The organism is Mycolicibacterium canariasense (assembly GCF_002101555.1).
GTDB classification, from domain to species: Bacteria; Actinomycetota; Actinomycetes; order Mycobacteriales; family Mycobacteriaceae; genus Mycobacterium; species Mycobacterium canariasense.
Genome location: NZ_LQOL01000072.1, coordinates 38,057 through 57,043 on the forward strand (window position 1 = coordinate 38,057; position 18,987 = coordinate 57,043).

Annotated in this window: 20 protein-coding genes and 1 pseudogene; 1 reads left to right on the top strand and 20 read right to left on the bottom strand. The window is 68.2% G+C overall.

The window, feature by feature from the left end:
* Positions 1 to 34 precede the first annotated feature (34 nt).
* From AWB94_RS24850 to AWB94_RS24895, 10 genes and pseudogenes are all read right to left on the bottom strand, one after another.
* Positions 35 to 2,398, bottom strand: a complete 2,364-nt coding sequence (locus tag AWB94_RS24850; RefSeq protein WP_062657303.1) for an NADH-quinone oxidoreductase subunit G — start codon at positions 2,396 to 2,398, stop codon at positions 35 to 37.
* A gap of 76 nt (positions 2,399 to 2,474) precedes the next feature.
* Positions 2,475 to 3,779 carry an NADH-quinone oxidoreductase subunit NuoF gene (nuoF, locus tag AWB94_RS24855; protein WP_062657302.1) on the bottom strand — a complete coding sequence of 435 codons (1,305 nt, stop codon included), beginning with the start codon at positions 3,777 to 3,779 and terminating at the stop codon, positions 2,475 to 2,477.
* The gene (gene nuoE, locus AWB94_RS24860; RefSeq protein ID WP_062657301.1) at positions 3,776 to 4,477 is read right to left on the bottom strand and encodes an NADH-quinone oxidoreductase subunit NuoE; all 702 of its coding nucleotides are present in this window, start codon (positions 4,475 to 4,477) and stop codon (positions 3,776 to 3,778) included. The genes nuoF and nuoE overlap by 4 nt, the downstream gene beginning before the upstream one ends.
* Entirely contained in the window at positions 4,474 to 5,775 is a 1,302-nt protein-coding gene (nuoD, locus tag AWB94_RS24865) for an NADH dehydrogenase (quinone) subunit D (RefSeq protein WP_062657300.1), read from the bottom strand. Before nuoD ends, nuoE begins: the two co-directional genes overlap by 4 nt.
* Complete coding sequence (locus AWB94_RS24870) at positions 5,775 to 6,401, bottom strand: NADH-quinone oxidoreductase subunit C (protein ID WP_062657340.1); 627 nt, start codon at positions 6,399 to 6,401, stop codon at positions 5,775 to 5,777. The genes nuoD and AWB94_RS24870 overlap by 1 nt, the downstream gene beginning before the upstream one ends.
* A 41-nt stretch (positions 6,402 to 6,442) precedes the next feature.
* Entirely contained in the window at positions 6,443 to 6,997 is a 555-nt protein-coding gene (locus AWB94_RS24875; RefSeq protein WP_062657299.1) for a NuoB/complex I 20 kDa subunit family protein, read from the bottom strand.
* Positions 6,988 to 7,362 (bottom strand): NADH-quinone oxidoreductase subunit A, encoded by a 375-nt coding sequence (locus AWB94_RS24880; protein WP_062657298.1) that lies wholly within the window; start codon positions 7,360 to 7,362, stop codon positions 6,988 to 6,990. Before AWB94_RS24880 ends, AWB94_RS24875 begins: the two co-directional genes overlap by 10 nt.
* A 159-nt stretch (positions 7,363 to 7,521) precedes the next feature.
* Positions 7,522 to 7,923 carry an Rv3143 family two-component system response regulator gene (locus tag AWB94_RS24885; protein WP_062657297.1) on the bottom strand — a complete coding sequence of 134 codons (402 nt, stop codon included), beginning with the start codon at positions 7,921 to 7,923 and terminating at the stop codon, positions 7,522 to 7,524.
* 10 nt (positions 7,924 to 7,933) lie between these two features.
* On the bottom strand, positions 7,934 to 8,455 hold the full coding sequence (locus tag AWB94_RS24890; RefSeq protein ID WP_062657296.1) for a YceI family protein: 522 nt from the start codon (positions 8,453 to 8,455) through the stop codon (positions 7,934 to 7,936).
* Positions 8,452 to 8,544: pseudogene (locus AWB94_RS24895) on the bottom strand (nuclear transport factor 2 family protein); the annotation flags it as partial. The pseudogene AWB94_RS24895 and the gene AWB94_RS24890, both read right to left, overlap by 4 nt.
* A 128-nt stretch (positions 8,545 to 8,672) precedes the next feature.
* On the opposite strand from AWB94_RS24895, the gene AWB94_RS24900 reads away from it, so the two are divergent.
* Entirely contained in the window at positions 8,673 to 9,287 is a 615-nt protein-coding gene (locus tag AWB94_RS24900) for a class I SAM-dependent methyltransferase (RefSeq protein WP_062657295.1), read from the top strand.
* Position 9,288: 1 nt separating this feature from the next.
* On the opposite strand, the gene AWB94_RS35920 is transcribed toward AWB94_RS24900, so the two are convergent.
* From AWB94_RS35920 to AWB94_RS24945, 10 genes are all read right to left on the bottom strand, one after another.
* Positions 9,289 to 9,615, bottom strand: coding sequence for a DUF6285 domain-containing protein (locus tag AWB94_RS35920; protein WP_062657294.1), 327 nt, complete (start codon positions 9,613 to 9,615; stop codon positions 9,289 to 9,291).
* A complete protein-coding gene (locus tag AWB94_RS24905; RefSeq protein ID WP_234811873.1) occupies positions 9,612 to 10,595 on the bottom strand; it encodes a phosphotransferase family protein in 984 nt (327 codons plus the stop codon). The genes AWB94_RS35920 and AWB94_RS24905 overlap by 4 nt, the downstream gene beginning before the upstream one ends.
* Entirely contained in the window at positions 10,592 to 11,830 is a 1,239-nt protein-coding gene (locus AWB94_RS24910) for an acyl-CoA dehydrogenase family protein (protein WP_062657293.1), read from the bottom strand. Before AWB94_RS24910 ends, AWB94_RS24905 begins: the two co-directional genes overlap by 4 nt.
* Before the next feature lie 20 nt (positions 11,831 to 11,850).
* Positions 11,851 to 12,465, bottom strand: a complete 615-nt coding sequence (locus AWB94_RS24915; protein WP_062657292.1) for a TetR/AcrR family transcriptional regulator — start codon at positions 12,463 to 12,465, stop codon at positions 11,851 to 11,853.
* Position 12,466: 1 nt separating this feature from the next.
* Positions 12,467 to 13,369 (bottom strand): hydroxymethylglutaryl-CoA lyase, encoded by a 903-nt coding sequence (locus tag AWB94_RS24920; protein WP_062657291.1) that lies wholly within the window; start codon positions 13,367 to 13,369, stop codon positions 12,467 to 12,469.
* On the bottom strand, positions 13,366 to 14,571 hold the full coding sequence (locus AWB94_RS24925) for a CaiB/BaiF CoA transferase family protein (RefSeq protein ID WP_062657290.1): 1,206 nt from the start codon (positions 14,569 to 14,571) through the stop codon (positions 13,366 to 13,368). Before AWB94_RS24925 ends, AWB94_RS24920 begins: the two co-directional genes overlap by 4 nt.
* Complete coding sequence (locus AWB94_RS24930) at positions 14,568 to 15,737, bottom strand: alpha/beta hydrolase family protein (RefSeq protein WP_201029558.1); 1,170 nt, start codon at positions 15,735 to 15,737, stop codon at positions 14,568 to 14,570. The genes AWB94_RS24925 and AWB94_RS24930 overlap by 4 nt, the downstream gene beginning before the upstream one ends.
* A gap of 2 nt (positions 15,738 to 15,739) precedes the next feature.
* Positions 15,740 to 16,843: a homogentisate 1,2-dioxygenase gene (locus AWB94_RS24935; protein ID WP_062657288.1), complete on the bottom strand. Its 1,104-nt coding sequence runs from the start codon at positions 16,841 to 16,843 to the stop codon at positions 15,740 to 15,742.
* 161 nt (positions 16,844 to 17,004) lie between these two features.
* A complete protein-coding gene (locus AWB94_RS24940; RefSeq protein ID WP_062657287.1) occupies positions 17,005 to 18,162 on the bottom strand; it encodes an acyl-CoA dehydrogenase family protein in 1,158 nt (385 codons plus the stop codon).
* Between the two features lie 33 nt (positions 18,163 to 18,195).
* Complete coding sequence (locus tag AWB94_RS24945) at positions 18,196 to 18,762, bottom strand: TetR/AcrR family transcriptional regulator (protein WP_062657286.1); 567 nt, start codon at positions 18,760 to 18,762, stop codon at positions 18,196 to 18,198.
* Positions 18,763 to 18,987 lie beyond the last annotated feature (225 nt).

Consider the following 18,987-nt stretch of genomic DNA (forward strand, 5'->3'; position numbering starts at 1 on the left):
TTCATGCGCGATCTCGCTTCGCTTCTCGCTTGTCTCATGCCGGCTCGATTCGCACGATCGATCCGATGCCCGCCCCGAGCGTGCCGTGCACGCGCGAGCCAGGTGAGTTCAGCGGCAGCCACACCACCCGGTCCGGCATATCGGTGATCTCCAAGGGAAGGGTGATCGCGCCGCGGTCGGTGCTGACCCGGACCGTGTCGCTGCACCCGGTTTCGGCGGCTGTGGCGGCGGAGAGCCGGGCCACCGCCGGCCGCGCGGTACCGGCCAGATACGGTTCGCCGTCCTGCAGTCGGCCGGCGTCCAGCAGCATCCGCCACGACGCCAGCACCGCCTCGCCCGGTCCCGGTCGTGGTGGGTCGACGGCGTCGACGTCAGGGGCGGGCACCGGCACCCCGTGCCACACCCCCAACCGGGCGATGTCGGCACGCACCCGCGCGGCGTCGGTGAGGCCGAGGTCGACACCCACCTCGTCGGCCAGTGCGGCGAGTACCCGCATATCGGAGGTCGCCGACGGCGGCAGGGCGGCATCGAACGGGCGCGGCCGACCCTCCCAGTCGACGAAGGTGCCGCTCTTCTCGGCCACCGGCGCGACGGGGAAGACCACGTCGGCGCGTTCGGTGATGGCGCTGTGCCGCACCTCCAGGCTGACCACGAAGCCGGCGGCCTCGACAGCGGCCAGCGCCGCGGCCGGGTCGGGCAGGTCGTCGACCTCCACGCCGCCCACCAGCACGGCGTGGATGTCACCGGCCGCGGCGGCGGTCAAGATCCCCGCCGTGTCCCGGCCCGGACGGTCGGGTAGCTCTTCGACATTCCAGGCGGCGGCGACCTCCGCACGCGCGGCCGGATCGGCGATCGGCCGGCCGCCGGGCAGCAGGTTCGGCGCGGCACCGACCTCCAGCGCGCCCCGATCCCCGGCGCGCCGCGGCACCCAGCCCACCCTGGCGCCGGTGGCCTCGGCCAGGCGCACGACCGCCGAGTAGGCGCCGGGTGCGGCCGTCAGCCGCTCACCGACCAAGATGATGCTCCCGGTCGGCAACTCGGTACGCAGGCCGTCCAGGGCGTTGGCCTCGCCACCGGGTGCGGTGCTGACCAGTCGGCCGTTCAACTTCGCCAGCCCGCGGCCGGCGAACGGTGCGACGGCGATCACCGGCAGCCCGGCCTTGCGGACGGCCTTGCGCAGTCGCAGGAAGATGATGGGGGATTCCTCCTCGGGTTCCAGTCCGGCCAGCACCACCGCGGGAGCGGTTTCCAGGTCGGCATAGGTCACCGCGAACGACCGCCCCGCCACCGCGTGCGCGAGGAACTGGGCCTCCTCCTCCGAACCGGCCCTGGCTCGGAAGTCGATGTCGTTGCTGCCCAGCATGATCCGGGCGAACTTGGCGTAACCGTAGGCGTCCTCGAGGGTGAGGCGGCCGCCGGTCAGCACCCCGGCGGGTCCGGCGGTCAGTCCGCGTAGCGCCACCGCCACCGCCTCGGACCAAGAGGCCGGCCGCTGGCTGCCGTCGGCGTCCCGTACCAGCGGCGTGGTGATCCGGTCACCCTGGGTGGCGTACGCGAAAGCCCAGCGGCCCTTGTCGCAGTTCCACTCCTCGTTGACCTCCGGATCGTCGCCGGCCAACCGGCGCAACACCTTGCCGCGTCGATGATCGGTGCGCTGCGCACACCCCGAGGCGCAGTGCTCGCACACGCTGGGGGTGGACACCAGGTCGAACGGGCGCGCCCGGAATCGGTAGGCGGTGCCGGTGAGCGCGCCGACCGGGCAGATCTGCACGGTGTTGCCGGAGAAGTACGAGTCGAAGGGTTCACCGTCGGCGATGCCCACCTGCTGCAGCGCGCCGCGTTCGAGCAGCTCGATGAACGGGTCCCCGGCGATCTGGTTGGAGAACCGGGTGCAGCGCGCACACAGCACGCAGCGTTCCCGGTCCAACAGCACCTGCGAGGACAGGTTGATCGGCTTGGGGTAGGTGCGCTTGGCGTCGGTGAAGCGGGAGTCACTGCGGCCGTTGGACATCGCCTGGTTCTGCAGCGGGCATTCACCACCCTTGTCACACACCGGGCAGTCCAGCGGATGGTTGATCAGCAGCAGCTCCATCACCCCGCGCTGGGCCTTGTCGGCGGCCTGCGAGGTGAGCTGGGTGCGCACCACCATGTCCGGGGTGACGGTGGTGGTGCAGGACGCCAACGGTTTGCGCTGCCCTTCCACCTCGACCAGGCACTGCCGGCAGGCGCCCACCGGGTCCAGCAGCGGGTGATCGCAGAAGCGCGGGATCTGGATGCCCATCAGCTCGGCGGCGCGGATCACCAACGTGCCCTTGGGCACGCTGATCTCGTGACCGTCGATGGTCAGTGTCACCATGTCGACCGCCGACGTCTCCCGGGCTCCTTCGGCCAGCGTCATGCGCGCACCTCCTCCGTGTGTGCGGTTTCGTTCGCGACACGCCGCCGCGCGCGGATGAGAACGCACAATGACGTCGTCATACGCGCACCCCTTCCGTCGCGAACACCGTCGAGGCATACGGGTCGAACGGGCAGCCCGCACCCAGGTGCGCCTCGTACTCGGCGCGGAAATACTTGAGCGAGGAGATGATCGGGCTCGCGGCACCGTCGCCGAGCGCGCAGAACGACTTGCCCAGGATGGCATCGGCGATGTCGAGCAGCGTGTCGATATCCGTTCGGCTGCCGGACCCGGTCTCCAGCCGTTCGAAGATCTGGGCCAGCCAATAGGTGCCCTCGCGGCACGGTGTGCACTTGCCGCAGGACTCGTGGGCGTAGAACTGCGTCCACCGCCGCACCGCCCGCACCACGCATGTCGTCTCGTCGAAGATCTGCAGCGCCTTGGTGCCCAGCATGGAACCGGCCCCACCCATACCCTCGTAATCCAATGGCACGTCCAGGTGTTCGGGTGTCAGCATGGGCGTCGACGATCCGCCGGGGGTCCAGAACTTCAGCTGATGCCCGGCGCGCACGCCGCCGGCGAACTCCAGCAGTTCGCGCAGCGTGATCCCGAGCGGGGCCTCGTACTGGCCGGGCCGGGTGACGTGACCCGACAGCGAGTACAGCGTGAACCCGGGCGACTTGTCCGACCCCATCGACTTGAACCAGTCCACCCCGTTGCGCACGATGGGTGGCACGCTGGCAATGGATTCCACGTTGTTGACCACCGTCGGGCAGGCGTACAGCCCGGCCACCGCGGGGAACGGCGGCCGCAGCCGCGGCTGCCCGCGCCGGCCCTCCAGCGAATCCAGCAGCGCGGTCTCCTCACCGCAGATGTAGGCGCCGGCCCCCGCGTGCACCACCAGATCCAGGTCGAATCCCGAGCCGAGGATGTCGCGGCCCAGATACCCCGCCTCGTACGCTTCGGCGACGGCCGCCCGCAACCGGCGCAGCACCGGCACCACCTCACCGCGCACGTAGATGAAGGCCTGCCTGGCCCGGATCGCATACGAGGCGATGATGGCGCCCTCCACCAGCACGTGCGGGGTGGCCATCATCAGCGGAATGTCCTTGCACGTACCGGGTTCGGACTCGTCGGCGTTGATCACCAGATAGTGCGGCTTGGGGTCCGCCTGATTGATGAACGACCACTTCTGCCCGGTCGGGAAACCGGCGCCGCCGCGGCCGCGCAGCCCGGAATCCTTCACCAGCGCGATGACGGCGTCGGGGTCCATGTCGAGCGCGGCGTCGAGCGCCTGGTACCCGTCATGGCGCAGGTATGTGGCCAGTGTCCACGACTGCGGCTCGTCCCAGTAGCTGCTCAGCACCGGTGTCAGGGCGGTCATCGTCGCTCCTTGGCGATCCGCAGCCCGGCCAGCGTCGCCGCACCGGGCGGCGAGGTGTCCGGCGCACCCGGATCCACCCCGGCCAGGATGCGCGCCGTCTGCCGGAAGGTGCACAGCGGGGCGCCGCGGCTCGGGGTCACCGGTGTGCCCCCGCGCAGGTGGTCGACGAGGTCGCGCACCGACGACGGGGTTTGGTTGTCGAAGAACTCCCAGTTCACCATGACCACGGGTGCGAAATCGCATGCGGCGTTGCACTCGATGTGCTCCAGGGTGATCGCGCCGTCGGGGGTGGTCTCGCCGGCGTGCACACCGAGGTGTTCCTGCAGCACCTCCAACAGCGCGTCACCGCCCATGATCGCGCACAACGTGTTGGTGCACACCCCGACCAGATAGTCCCCGGTCGGGGTGCGCCGATACATGGAATAGAACGTGGCCACGGCGGTGACCTCGGCCGGACTGAGGGCCAGTTGTGCCGCACAGAACTCGACGCCGGCCGGGGTCAGGTAGCCGTCTTCGGCCTGCACCAGATGCAGCAACGGCAGCAGCGCCGAGCGCGGCTGCGGGTAGCGGGCGATGATCTGCTCGGCCTCACCCGCCAGCCGCGCGGTCACCTGCGCCGAATACGATTGCGGCCCGGCCGATATCGGGGGCCCCGGTTCGTCCGGCCGCTGCCCCAGCCTCAGGTCGATCGCCGTCACCTGTCAACGCCTCCCATCACCGGGTCGATCGACGCCACCGCCGAGATCGCGTCGGCCACCATGCCGCCCTCGCACATCGCCGCCACCGCCTGCAGATTGGTGAACGACGGATCGCGGTAGTGCACGCGGTAGGGCCGGGTGCCGCCGTCGCTGACCATGTGCACGCCCAGTTCCCCGCGCGGAGATTCGACGGCCACGTACACCTGCCCGGCCGGGACCCGGATCCCCTCGGTGACCAGCTTGAAATGATGGATCAACGCTTCCATCGACGACCCCATGATCTTCGCGATGTGCGCCGGGGAATTACCCAGACCGTCCGGCCCCAGCTTCAGGTCCGCGGGCCAGGCGAGCTTCTTGTCGGTCAGCATCACCGGGCCGGGCTTCAACCTGTCCACACACTGTTCGACGATCCGCAGTGACTGTTTCATCTCTTCGACACGAATCAGGTAGCGGCCGTAGGCATCACATCCGTCGTCGGTGCAGACGTCGAACTGGTAGGTCTCGTACCCGCAGTAGGGCTGCGCCTTGCGCAGATCGTGGGGCAGGCCGGTGGAGCGCAGCACCGGACCGGTCACCCCGAGCGCCATACAGCCGGTCAGGTCGAGATACCCGATGCCCTTGGTGCGGGCCTTCCAGATGTAGTTGTCCCGCAGCAGGTTCTCCATATCGCGGAGCCGGCCGGGCAGGATCCTTATCAGTTCGCGCAACTGCGGCATGGCCTCGTCGGGCAGGTCGGCGGCCAGGCCGCCCGGCCGGATGTAGGCGTGGTTCATCCGCAGGCCGGTGATGGTTTCGAACATGGTGAGGATCAGTTCGCGTTCCCGGAACCCGAAGAACATCGCCGACATGGCCCCGAGTTCCATGCCGCCGGTGGCCAGGGCGACCAGATGGCTGGAGATGCGGTTCAGTTCCATCAGCAGCACCCGGATGACGCTGGCGCGCTCGGGGATATCGTCGGTGACACCGAGCAGTTTCTCCACACCCAGGCAGTACGCGGTCTCGTTGAAGAACGGTGACAGGTAGTCCATCCGGGTCACGAACGTGACGCCCTGCGTCCAGGTGCGGTACTCCAGGTTTTTCTCGATCCCGGTGTGCAGGTAGCCGATTCCGCAGCGGGCCTCGGTGATCGTCTCGCCCTCGATCTCCAGGATCAACCTGAGCACGCCGTGCGTGGACGGATGCTGCGGGCCCATGTTGACGACGATCCGTTCCCCGGCGTGTTCTGCGGCCGCGGCGACGACGGCATCCCAGTCCTGACCCCCGACCATGACGACGGGCGGTTCGTGATCGGTGGTCATCAGTTGTACGACCTCCGCTGATCGGGCGGTGGGATCTGCGCGCCGTGGTACTCCACCGGGATGCCACCCAGCGGATAGTCCTTACGCTGCGGGTGTCCCACCCAGTCGTCGGGCATCTCGATCCGGGTCAGCGCCGGATGGCCGTCGAAGAGGATGCCGAAGAAATCGTAGGTTTCGCGTTCGTGCCAGTCGGTGGTCGGATAGACCGAAAACAGCGACGGCACATGCGGATCGGCGTCCGGTGCGGTGACCTCCAACCGGATCCGGCGGTTGTGGGTGATCGACATCAGCGGATACACCGCGTGCAGTTCGCGTCCGCGCTCGTCGGGATAGTGCACACCGGACACTCCGAGGCACAGCTCGAAACGCAGCGCCGGATCGTCGCGTAGGGTCTGGGCAACCGCCATCAGGTGTTCGCGGCGCACCTCCAGGGTCAACTCGTCGCGGAACACCACCACGCGCTCGACGGCCGCGTCGAAGGTCTCCTGGCCGAGCACGGTGGTCAGCCGGTCGACAACCTCGTCGAAGTAGCCGCCATAGGGTCGTGGCGAACTGCCCGGCAGCGCCACCTCGCGGACCAGGCGGCCGTATCCGGATGTGTCACCCGAACCCTGCACGCCGAACATGCCGCGCCGGGTGCCGATGACTTCGACATCGGGTTCGTCGGTCACCGCAAAAGCCCCGTCAGTTCGATGGTCGGCCGGGATGCCAGCGCGGCCTGCTCGGCAGCGGCGACGGCCTCGGCGCGGTTCACCCCCAGCGGCATTTCGGCAATCTTGGCGTGCAGCTTGAGGATTGCGTTGAGCAGCATCTCGGGCCGGGGCGGGCACCCGGGCAGGTAGATGTCCACCGGCACCACGTGGTCGACACCTTGGACCACCGCGTAGTTGTTGAACATGCCGCCCGATGACGCGCACACGCCCATGGCGAGCACCCATTTGGGCTCAGCCATCTGGTCGTACACCTGGCGCAGCACCGGTGCCATCTTCTGGCTGACCCGGCCGGCCACGATCATCAGGTCGGCCTGCCGCGGCGTGGCCGAGAACCGCTCCATGCCGAACCGGGCGATGTCGAACCGTGGGCCGGCCGTCGCCATCATCTCGATGGCGCAGCAGGCCAGCCCGAACGTTGCCGGCCACAACGACCCTTTGCGGACGTAGCCGGCGACCTTCTCCACGGTGGACAGCAGGATGCCGCCGGGCAGCTGTTCCTCTAGTCCCATGACAGGCCCCCGCGCCGCCACACGTAGGCATAGGCGACGAACACCGTCAGCATGAACAGCAACATCTCGACCAGCGCGAACAAGCCGAGTGAGTCGAACGAGACCGCCCACGGATAGAGGAAGACGATCTCGATGTCGAACACGATGAACAACATCGCCGTCAGGTAGTACTTGATCGGAAATCTTTGGCCCGTCGCCAGCTTGGCGTCCTCGGCGGGCCGCAGCGGTTCGATACCGCATTCGTAGGCTTCGAGTTTGGCTCGGTTGTAGCGGCGCGGGCCGATGAGAACGGCGATACCGACCGAGCCGACCGCGAACAATGCCGCGATCCCCCCGAGAAACAGAATGGGTAGGTAGATGTCCATAGCTCCCTCGCTGGGCTTTCGATGTGAGCTAGAACACAGCTTAGTCACGCTACCGGTGGCGCCGGCGCATTTTGGCTAGGATGAAACGAACAGCTGGGTCGCCCCGTCGTCACCGATGACGACGTGAAGAATTAACGGCCACAGCGGTTTTCGTGCTGCTTAGACAGCGCCCGCGCGCAACAGGCTGGCCACGGTCTCGCCGAGGACGATCGGATCGATCGGATGTGACACCGCGGCTTCGGCCCGCGACCACGACGCCAGCCAGGCATCATCGGCCCGCCCGGTGAGCACCAGGATCGGCGGACAGTCGGTGATCTCGTCCTTGAGCTGTTTGGCCAGCCCCAGCCCGCCGGCGGGCGCCGCCTCACCGTCCAGGATGGCCAGATCGAAGTCCCCGTCGGCGATCTGCTCGACGACCATCGGTGCGGTCGCGACGTCGAGATAACTCAATTCGGGCAGGTCCGGGTGCACCCGGCGGCCGAGTGCGGACCGCACGGCGTCGCGGGTGCGGGTATCGGAGCTGTACACGAGAATCCGGACCTGCGCATCGGTGTCGGCCACGCCTGCGATGCTACGACTGCCGGATCAGCACCGCGGTGGCTTCGATATTCACCGCTTCACCCATCATGCCCAGCAGATTGCCGTCCACACCGTAGTGCAGCCGGTTCAGGGTGGTGGTGGTCTGCAGACGCAGCGCGCCGTCGTCGGCCGACCGCACATGGGTGGCGAGCTCGAGGTCGCGCTGGGCGTCTTTGACCGACAGCGTGGCCTGCAGCAGCACCCATCCCGTGCCGGTGACCTCGCCGGAGTGCACCACCACGCTGATGCTGGGAAATCTCTGTACGTCGAAGAAATCGGGCGAACACAGATGCGTGTCGCGTTTCTTGATCCCGGTCTTCAGCGACGTCGCGTCGATGTCCAGTCGGCCGGTCACGTCGATCCCGTCCTCGGCCGCGGCGACCCGCCCGGATCCGCTGACCCCGCCGAAGGTGCCCTTGACGTGGGCCAGACCCCAGAAGGTCGGGCTGTGGAACTCGATGGTGGTGCGTTGTGGGTCCAGCTGCCAGTCGCCGATCCAGTTGGTGTCCGTCATGGCATCAACGGTGCCATACCCGCCGGGTCGAAGTACTCGTCGATCCGGTTGATCAGGCCGTCGTCACCCACTTCGGCGACGATGCAGACCCACGGGTGCCTCGACACCGGCGTAGTCGCCGGCCTTCATGGCGCTGAACAACTGATTCGCCACGTCGACGATCATCTGCCCTCCTGCGGTTGACCTCAAGCATTGTTCAGGTTGAAGACTGGATGCCATGAGAGACCGCTTCACCGCCGCATACGAGACGAACACCGCGCCCTGGGTGATCGGTGAACCCCAACCCGCCATCGTGGAATTGGAGCGATCCGGTGTCCTGCACGGCCGCATCCTGGACGTGGGATGCGGCCTCGGTGAGCACACCATCCTGCTGACCCGGCTGGGCTACGACGTCCGCGGAATCGACTATGTCGCCGAGGCGATCGCGCAAGCCCGGCGCAATGCGCGGGACAACGGCGTCGACGCGCGCTTCGAGGTGGCCGATGCGCTCGACCTGGCCGCCGACCCGAGCTATGACACGATCCTGGACAGCGCGCTGTTCCACATCTTCTCCGACGACGACCGTCCCCGCTACGTCGCGAGTCTGCATCGCGCCTGCGCCCCCGGCGGCAGGGTACACGTGCTGGCCCTCTCCGACGCCGGGCGCGGGTTCGGGCCGCAGGTCAGCGAAGAGACGATCCGCTCGGCATTCGGCACCGGCTGGGAACTGGAACGGTTGGACGCCAGCACCTACCGGGGTGTGGTGGGGGAGGCACACGCCGGGCCCCTCGGTCTCCCGGCGGGGACCGTCGTCGACGAGCCGGCCTGGCTGGCCACCGTGCGCCACCTCTAGCTCACTCCTGTTGGTAGCCGGGATGCGCGACGGCCAACCGGTGCGCCACCAGCGCGTGCAGCGCGGGCAGCACCTCGTCACCGGTGGCGCCGGATCTGATGGCCGCGGCCAACGCGGCTTCGTCGTCGAAGCCCAGCGCGTCCATGGCCCGGCGGGCGATGTCGGCGGTGTCGTCGAGCAGCTCGCGCTCCACGGTGCGAAGGACATTGGCCGCGACGCGGGCACGGAAGTTGACCGCCCCGCTGGTGCCCTCGCGCACCTCGGTTTCCAGGAACTCCGCGACCGCTGCCACCAGTTCGGCCGCGGTCGGCTTGTAGTGCAGGTTCACCTGTTCTCACTCCCCACGTCGCGGCGCTCCTGCCCGTCGAAGCCCTCCAACAAGCTCAGCAGGTCGTATTCGGTCTCGCACACCCGGCGCCCGATGGCGGCCAGCTCCACCGACCGGGTTTGCCCGCAACGGTGCCGCTCGTACTGATAACGGCAGATGACGCCCCAGCGCAGGGTGGCCAGCACCAGCCACCAGTGCAGTGCGCCGCGGTCGACGGCGGCGCCGCCGGCGTCCTGGTAGGCGGTGACGAAATCGTCGATGCTGCCAAGGCCACCCGCGCCCAGCTCCTTGGGAGCGCCGAAGCGCCAGGCCCGGATGCAGAACCACGCCAGATCCTCGGCCGCCGCCCCCATGTGGCTGAGCTCCCAGTCCAGGACCGCCGCCAACCGGCCGGCGTCGACGATCAGGTTGCCCATCCGGAAGTCGCCGTGCACCAGCACGGGCGGCGCCGGTGCCGGACGGTGGTTCTCCAGCCAGCGGAACGCATACTCGAAAGTGGCTGTGGTGTCGCCCATTTCGTCAAGTCGACGACGCGAGTCCGGCAGCGGGTCGAGCACCGGCAGCCCGATGCCGTCGGGGTCGGCGCGGTGGATGGCCGCCAGCGCGCGGGCGCACTGGGTCAGCAGTGCGGTCCGGGATGCGTCGTCGAGCGTGCGGGCGATCTTGCGGACGATGGTCTCGCCCTCGATGAACTCGCAGACCAGATACGGATCACCCAGGGGCTCGGTCGAGTCGGACGCGGCCAGGACGGCCGGTACCGGGGCCCCGGCCGCCGCCGCGCGGCGTAGCGCCGCGGCCTCCAATTCCATTCCGGCGTGGATCTCGCCGGGCGGACCGGTGCGCAGGATCAGCGGCCGGTCGTCGGCAGTGAAGGCCCAGGTTGCTCGGCTGGCGCCGCCGGTGAGCACCCGCAGGTTCTCGACGCGGGTCGCGTCGAGAACCGATGCCAGCGCCGCGGGCAGGGCCTGGGCGTCGATCACGTGCGTCCGAACTTGAGCATCCGCTGGGCGACGCGGCGAATCTGGATCTCCTCGGCCCCCTCGGTGATCCGGTACCGACGGTGGTGCCGGTAGATGTGCTCGAACGGTTCGTGACGGCTGTACCCGATGCCACCGTGGATCTGCATGGCCCGGTCGGCCGCCTCGCACACCAATCGGTTGGCCCGGTAGTTGGCCATCGACACCTTGTCCGAGACCTCCATGTGGTGATCCCGGTCCAGATGCCACGCGGCGTAATACACCAGCAGCCGCACCATCTGCGCCTCGGTCTGCAACTCGGCCAGCGGCCACTGCACCGCCTGGTTCACCGCCAGCGGCTTGCCGAAAACGATGCGCTCACGGGCGTATTGGGCCGCCCGGTCGATGCAGTACTGCGCCGCGCCCAGACTGCTGGCGGCCTGTCGGATCCGGTTCTCGTGCAGGAACGTCTGGCCGACCTCCAGGCCGTGGTCCACCTCGCCGAGCACGGCATCGTCGGGTACCCGGACGTTCGTGAGTTCCACCTCGCCGTGATCGCTGGGCATGTTGAACGTCCACCAGTAGTAGGGGACGTGAAATCCCGGCGCGTCGGTGGGCACCAGGAAAGCGGTGATGCCGGTGGCCGATCCATCGTGTCCCGAGGTGCGCGCGAAAATCAGGTCGTGCGTGGCGCGGTGTACCCCGGTGTTCCAGCGCTTGGCGCCGTTGATGATCCAGCCGTCGCCGTCGCGGACCGCGGAGGTGGCCAGCCAGGTGGCGTCGCTGCCGTGATCGGGTTCGGTCAGGCCGAAGGCCATGGAGCGCTGCCCGGTCAGCATCGCCTCGACCCATTCGGCCTTCTGCGCCTCGGTGCCGAACCGGCTCATCATGATGACCTGTGGGAAGTTACCGACGATCGACGACTCGTCCTGCAGGTCGTTGTGCAGGCCCAAACCCATGTGCGCCAGATGCTCCCGGATGACGGCCATATCGAGGTTGCTGCCGCCGCGGCCACCGAACTCTTCGGGTAATCCGTAGCGCAGCCAGCCCGCCGCGTCGGCACGGCGGCGCATCTCGTCGAGCAGGTCCTCCCATTCCCTGGCGGGTACACCGCCGGCCGCCAGGTCGGTGCGGGCGAACTCGCGGCGCCGGTCGAAGTACTGCATGTGCTGGCGTTCCAGTGGCTTGATCTCGGCCTCGATGAAGGCGTCCATCTCGGCCAGCAGCCCCGGAAGGTGTTCGGGTAAGGCGAAATCCACGCTGATCTCTCTTTCGTCCGCTAGGCGCCGTACAGGGTCTTCTTCCAGATCGTCGACAGTGTCTTGATGGCGTCCTCGTCGCTGATCTGCAGCTCCGACCCGGGATTGCCCACCACGACGACGGTGAAGTTCTCGAACAGCAACGCGATCGCCGCGGCGATGTGCTCGGGGTCGAGGTCCTGGGCGTAGCCCTGCTCGACGGCCCGACGCACCGAATCGGCCACCATGTCCATCCCGAAACGGCGAAACGCGTGCTGCACCTTGGCGAATCGCGGCTGGGTGGCGCCCAATTGGGCGACGGCGATCATGATGCCGATGTTCTGCTTGAACAGATTCCAGTATCCCGTCACCACCGTGGTGAAGTACTCGGTGTCCGCGGGGGAGTCGGGCAGCGGTACCCGGGTGCCGGACGGCTCCACGATATCGTGCAGGAAGGATTCGGCCAGCGAGGCCAGCAGGTCCTCCTTGTCGTCGAAATAGCGATAGAACACCGCCGAGGACTTGCCCGCCGCCGAGGTGATATCGGCCAACGTGGTGCCGTGGAAACCGCGTTCGGCGAACAACTTCCGGGCCGCCAGTTCGATGGCTCCGCGGGTTTGCCGGCCTTTGGCGGTCAGGGCGTCGGCGGGCGTCATATCAGGCCAGGATGCGGTCGCCGGCACGCAGCAGCGCGCTGGGTAGCCGATGGCCGACGGCGTCTTGGGCGACCTTGGCGGCCGCGATCGCGCGGTCCAGGTCGACGTCGACGTCGATATCGCTGTCCCGCAGCAGGTACACCAGATCCTCGGTGGCGATGTTGCCCGAGGCGCCGGGCGCGAACGGGCAGCCGCCGAGGCCACCGACGGCCGCATCCAACCGGGTCACGCCGGCTTGCACGGCCGCGTACGCGCTGGCCAGTCCGGCCCCGCGGGTGTTGTGGAAATGCGCCCCGAGCGGGATATCCCCGATGAGCGGGCGCACCTTCGCGATCAGCGCGTCGACCCGCCGCGGCGTGGTGGTGCCGATGGTGTCGGCGATGGCGATCCGATCCACACCCAATTCGACCGCGGCGGTGATGATGTCGAGCACCCGGGCCGGCGGTGTCGGACCGTCGAACGGGCAGTCCCATGCGGTGGCGACGATGACCTCCACCGTGGCGCCCTCGTCGTGTGCGATGCGGGTGACGTCGGCGATGGCCGCCGTGGCCTCTGCGGTGTCGCGTCCCACGTTGGCGCGGCTGTGGGCGTCGGAGGCCGACACCACGTACTCGAGGGACCGCAACCCGGCCGTGACGGCACGGTTGGCGCCGTTGGCGCTGGCCACCAGCGCGGAGAACTCGACGTCCGGGAACCGGTACAACTCGGCGGCCAGTTCGGCGGCGTCGGCCAGTGCCGGCACCTTGGATGGCGAGACGAAGGCGGTGGCCTCGATCTCGCGTACCCCGGTGGCGACGATCGCCTCCAGTAGTTCGATCTTGGCGGCCAACGGAATCGGGGTCTCGATCTGCAGGCCGTCGCGCAGACATACCTCGCGGATGGCAACCTTGTCCGGGCAAGTCACAGCACGCCCTCCTCCCGTAGTGCGGCGATATCGTCGCCCGACAGCCCGAGCAGGCCGGAGTACACCTCGTCATTGTGCTGCCCGGGCCGGGCCGAACCCGCGTGGCGCACCGAGCCGGGAGACTCGGAGAGCACCGGGACGACGCCGGGGCCCTTGACGTTTCGTCCGATGCGCTCGTCGAAGTGGTCGGCGATCATGCCGCGGGCCAGTAGCTGCGGATCGGTGACCACCTCGGCCACGGTGTTGATGGGCCCGCTGATCACGCCGGCCTCCGAGAGCGTGTCGATGATCTCGGTGGGCTGCCGCTGGGCCGCCCAGGCGGCGATGATCGCATCCAGCTCGTCCTGATTACGCCCGCGCGCAACGTGATCGGTGAAGCGCTCGTCGGTGGCCAGCTCGGGTCGGCCCATCGCCGTGCAGAGCCGCCGGAACACCGTGTCCTGATTGGCGGCGATCACCACCCAGCTGCCGTTGGCGCTCTGGTAGATGTTCGACGGCGCGATGCCCTCCAACCGGGTGCCCGACGGTCCGCGTACCACACCGCCGACGTCGTAGTCCGGAATGGTGGATTCCTGGATGGCCAGACATGATTCGGTCAGCGCGGTGTCGACCACCTGTCCGACTCCGGTGACGCTGCGCCGGTACAGCGCCGCCAGCGCCCCCTGGGCGGCGAACATCCCGGCCAGGCTGTCGCCGAGGGACAACGCCAGCCGCGGGGGAGGGCCGCCGGGGAAGCCGTTCATGTGCCGCAGCCCGCTGGCCGCCTCGGCGACCGAGGCGTAGCCGGCCTTCGCGGCGTCCGGGCCGGTCTGTCCGTACCCCGAGACCCGCACCAGAATGATGCCCTCGTTGCGATCGCGCAGCACGTCGTAGCCCAGATCCCACTTCTCCAGCGTGCCGGGGCGGAAGTTCTCCACGATGATGTCGGAGCGGTCCACCAGGTCCAGGAACAGCTCACGGCCGCGTGCCGTGCGCAGGTCCAGGGTGATGGCTTTCTTGTTGCGGGCGTGCACCGTCCAGAAGAAGTGGTGCCCGTCCCGTTCGGCCTGCCCCCAGGTGCGCAGCGGGTCGGGGGACGTGGGCAGTTCGATCTTGAGCACCTCGGCGCCCATATCGCCGAGCAGCCGGCCGGCGAACGGGCCGGAGATGAGGGTGCCCAGTTCGAGCACCCGGATGCCGTCCAGGGCTCCGGTTGCTGTCATGCCGAGAATCCGTGCCGGTGCAGCCAGTCGGTGCAGATGCCGACGGCCTGGCGCAACGTGTGGCGCTGGTCGGGTCCGGAGTAGTAGTGATTGGCGCCGGGGATCTCGTGCATCTCCTTGTCCGGATGTCCGATGGCCTGGAACAGGCGGCGGGTGTGGCTCGGGGTGCACGCGTCATCGGCGAGATTGCCGATCACCAGCGCGGGCACTGCGATGTCGGGACCGGCCTTCACCGCGTCACCGTGGGCGTCGTCATAACTCCACTGTGACAGCCAGCTGCGCAGGGTGCAGAAGCGGGCGAGCCCCACCGGGCTCATGTTGACCACCTGCGGGTCGCCCAGATAGCACTGGCCGGGGGTGCGTTCGTTGGGGTCGACGGTCGGGTCCAGCCAACGGGGGTCGGCCATGGTGCCGTGCACGACGAACGCGAACTCGTCGTCGGGTCGGCCTTGCTCGGCCAGCTCCGCCAATTTTTCCTTCACCCACTTGGTGATTCGCCGATTCCTGGCGATCTGGGCCTGCCGGTAGCGGTCCAGGAACGCCGGCGTGTAGGGCGGCTGGTTGGGGTTGTCCGGGTTGTACAGGTCCAGTTCGGGGTCACGCCGGGACGGGTCGTGCTCGTCCAGGATGGAGGCGTCCAGCCACTCGGTCATGGTGCCGTGCCGGCTGATGTGGGCGGCCAGCAGCATGATGCCGTCGGCCGGGATCAGGCCGAGCGTGGTGAGGTCGGGTCCGTCGCCGGACGGGCTGGCGGTGACCGTCGGGTGCTGGGCCTGCTGCTGGTAGAACACCGACAGCGAGCCGCCGCCGCTCCACCCGGCCAGTACCACCTTGGTGTAGCCGAGCCGGTTCTTGGCGTCCTTGATGCACTCGCCGAGGTCTTCGACCACCTTCTCCATCAGCAAGGCGGAGTCGGTGCCGCGGAACCGGCTGTTGCAGTAGATGACGTGATGCCCGGCGCGGGCCAGCGCGTTGATCATCGGCAGGTATGCGCCGCCGCCGATCGGGTGCATGAACACCAGCACGGTATCCGATGTCTTCGTCTTCGGTCTCAGCAGATAGCTTTCCAGCACCACCAGCTCGGCGACGCCGCCGTACACGTCTCGGACCGACGAATTGTTCTGGTAGGCAACCAGGTACGGGATGCGATCGTATTCGTGCTTCACGGTCACCGGTGCTGCCCCAGATCGTTGGCCAGGATGTCGGCGGACGGCACCAGCCGGCGTCGGGTGTCGATGGCGATCACCGACCAGTCCACCCGGTCGTAGTCGTCGAACTTGCGCCGGGCCCGTTCCCGTGCCTTCTCCGGTGCGCCGTGGTGAACTCCCTGCGGCGCATGCGAAATCAGCCCGGGTGGCATCGGGATGCCGTACAGCGACCCGGAGTGGAAGAAGGCGATCTCGTCGTAGTCGACGTTGCGGTGATACCACGGCGTGCGTTCGGTGCCCGGCACGCTCTCGGCCGGTTTGGGTAGGAAGTTCATCACGTAGACACCGGTGGCCTGCATGAAGAGGTGCACCGTCGGCGGTAGGTGCACGCTCTCGGAGGTGATCACGGTGTAGTCCGCGATGTTGAACGTGAACGGGAAGTTGTCCCCGCGCCACCCTTCCACGTCGAGTGGATGGTGTTGGTAGAAAAGCGAAGTCGGCCCACCATCATGGATGAGTCGGACTTCGTATTCGGCCCTGCCGTCATCGTCGATGGGGGCCGGCTCGGGGATGATCACCTGGGCCGGGTCGAACGGGAAGTGCCGGCCGAGGGCACCCGGCGGCGGCACCCGGAAGTCGTCGGTGGCCTGGATCATGAGCCATGTGCTTTCGGTGTCGGGTACCTGGCGGAAGGTGCAGGCCTTGGGGAGGTAGATCCAGTCGCCCTCGCGGTAGCGCAGCGGCCCGAACTCGGTCTCCAGCAGGCCCGCACCGGCGTGCACGAACAGCAGCAGGTCGCCGTCGACGTAGCGGACGAAGAACGGCATCTCGACGCTGCGCCGGCTCAGCAGCACCTGGCAGTCGGTGTTGGAGAACAGCAGTAGGGGACCGCCCTGGGGGTCGGTGGCGTCGGTGGGCTTGAGTTCGGAAGACAGCACGTCGGTCGGGCGCAGCGGGCCGACGGCGCGGTACGCGGTGGGGTCGTGGCGCCGGTACATGTTGGCGGTGCGCCCGACGAAGCCGCCGCGGCCGAGCTCATCGTCTTTCAGGCCGCCGATGTCGCCGAGGTCGGCGTGGACTCGCTTGGGGGTCTTGCCTTTGCGCAGGTGGACAAAGGATTCCATCTCGCTCCTCAGGATCGGCGCTTGGAACTAAAAGTGACATTACTTTTTGTTTTGGAGGATCACAAGGGCCCGCCGAGGCTGAAGTCAGGGACGGTTCGGCGTTGAGATTCGTACCTGGGTTCAGTCTCGCTGCGTGCGAATCCCTCGATGCCGCACCGCGCTCAGATCATCGACGTTCGTGGGATCTTCATGCCGAGGGCCAGTGCGCCGGCGAGTTCCCGGCTGGTGTCGTAGTCGAACACCACATGCCCGGCCAGCACGTCGACATCGCGTTTGAAGCGCTGCAGTGGACTGGACAGGAAATGGATGCTGGCCCCGCCCGCGCCCAGCAGTTCGGCGATCACCGCCCGCGATTCCGCGACGATATGGGCCGCGGCCAGCCGGGCCCGCGCGCGGACCGGCTTTTCGACGGTGTCGCCGCGCTGCACGATGGCCTCGATCTCGCCGACGGTGTCGGCGAGCAAGCCGTGCAGGGCCCGCAATCGGACGTCGGCCCCGGCCAGGTGTGCCTGGGCGATCGGCTTGTCCTTCTGTATGACGCCCTCGTACGGCAGGACGCGTTCGGCCAACCGGTCGGCGTACAGCCGGCTGACCCGCTCGGCGCTGCCCAGCGCAGGCATCGCGGCCAGCAGCGCCAGCGCCGGCACCATCGGCCAGCGGTAGGTCGCGGCGTCGTGCAAGCCGGCTCCGGGTGCGGTGCCCGCGTAGATGTCGGTGACCTTGACCAGTCGATGCTCGGGCACGAAGGCGTCGGTGATGACGGCGTCGTTGGAGCCGGTGGCCCGCATCCCGTCGGTGTGCCAGACGTCGGCGACGGTGACCGCACTCATCGGCAGCAGTGCCAGCGCCGGGTAGGGCGCATCATCGGATCCGCAGAGGGCGACCACGATGATCCAGTTGCCGTGCATCACCCCGGTGGCCCAGGACCATCGGCCGGTCAGCCGGATGCCGCCGTCCACGGGCACGCCCCGGCCGGTGGGGGCCAGCGGCGCCGGTGCCAGGAACGGCCTGCTGCCGAAGGCCTCGTCCTGGGCCTGCTCGCCGAACAGCGCCAGCATCCAGTTGTGCAGGGCGAAGAAGCCGATGGTCCAGGCGCTCGACGTGCAGCCGTGCGCGAGCCGCCGGACCGGGTCGAGAAGGGCCGGAAAGGGGGCCTGCTGTCCTCCGTATCGGACCGGAACCAGCAGATCGGTGAAACCGGACGCCAGCAGGTCCCCGACCGTGGCCTCGGGCAGCCGGCGCAGCGTTTCGGCGTCGGCGGCCCGGTCGGCGAGCGCGGCGACGAACGCATCGGTGATTGCGGGCTGCGTGGTGAGCATGGCCGCACGCTAACATACTTTTTGGTATGGAAGTCAGCGCGCGAGCATGAGATCCAGGAATCGTTCGCTGCGTGCGACCTGGCCGGGGTGCGGCGTGGGCCCGGAGAGATGGAGTAGCCCGATCCCCACGGCGAACGTCGCGTCGGCCCGCAGCTCGGCCTCGTCGGCGTCGAACCCGTAGTCCGCGAAGGCGCGCCGCACCGCGGCCAGCACACGGCGGTCGGCGGCGCGCACGCTGGCCGCGACCGTGTCGTCGGTGCGTGCCCACTCGCGCATCGCCCGCTCCAGCGTCCAGTGCCGGGGACTGATCAGCGCGCCCATCATGTGGCGCAACCGGTCGCGAGGAGGCAACGATCCGATCTCTTCCCAGGCCCGGCGATCCGCGTCACGCAGCTCACCCCAACCCTGAATGAGCGCTGTGCGATAGCTGGACATGCCCGCGAAGTGCCAGTAGAAACTGCCCTTCGTCACCTCGAGTCGCTGGCACAAACGGTCGATTTTCAGGGCTTTTATCCCCTCTTCCGCCAGTATTGCGTAGCCGGCCTGCAACCAGTCGTCCACCGACAAACGGTTGCTGGGAGAGGATCGATCGCCGGTCATGAAGCGAAGCCTACGGCGGCACGCCGCGACCCCGGACTTTCTGAACCCGCTGGCTGCATGTTTTACTGCAAGCCGCGACAACTGAAATTCTCGGTCCGCTCTGCTGCCACAACCCGAGGGTCGAGCGGACGCGTGATACCGCCGTGCAACGTCGCAGAGCGGTATTGCTGGGTGGTGCCGGCCTCGTGGTCTCCGCTGCCCAGGGGCGAGCGTGACCGTGAACAA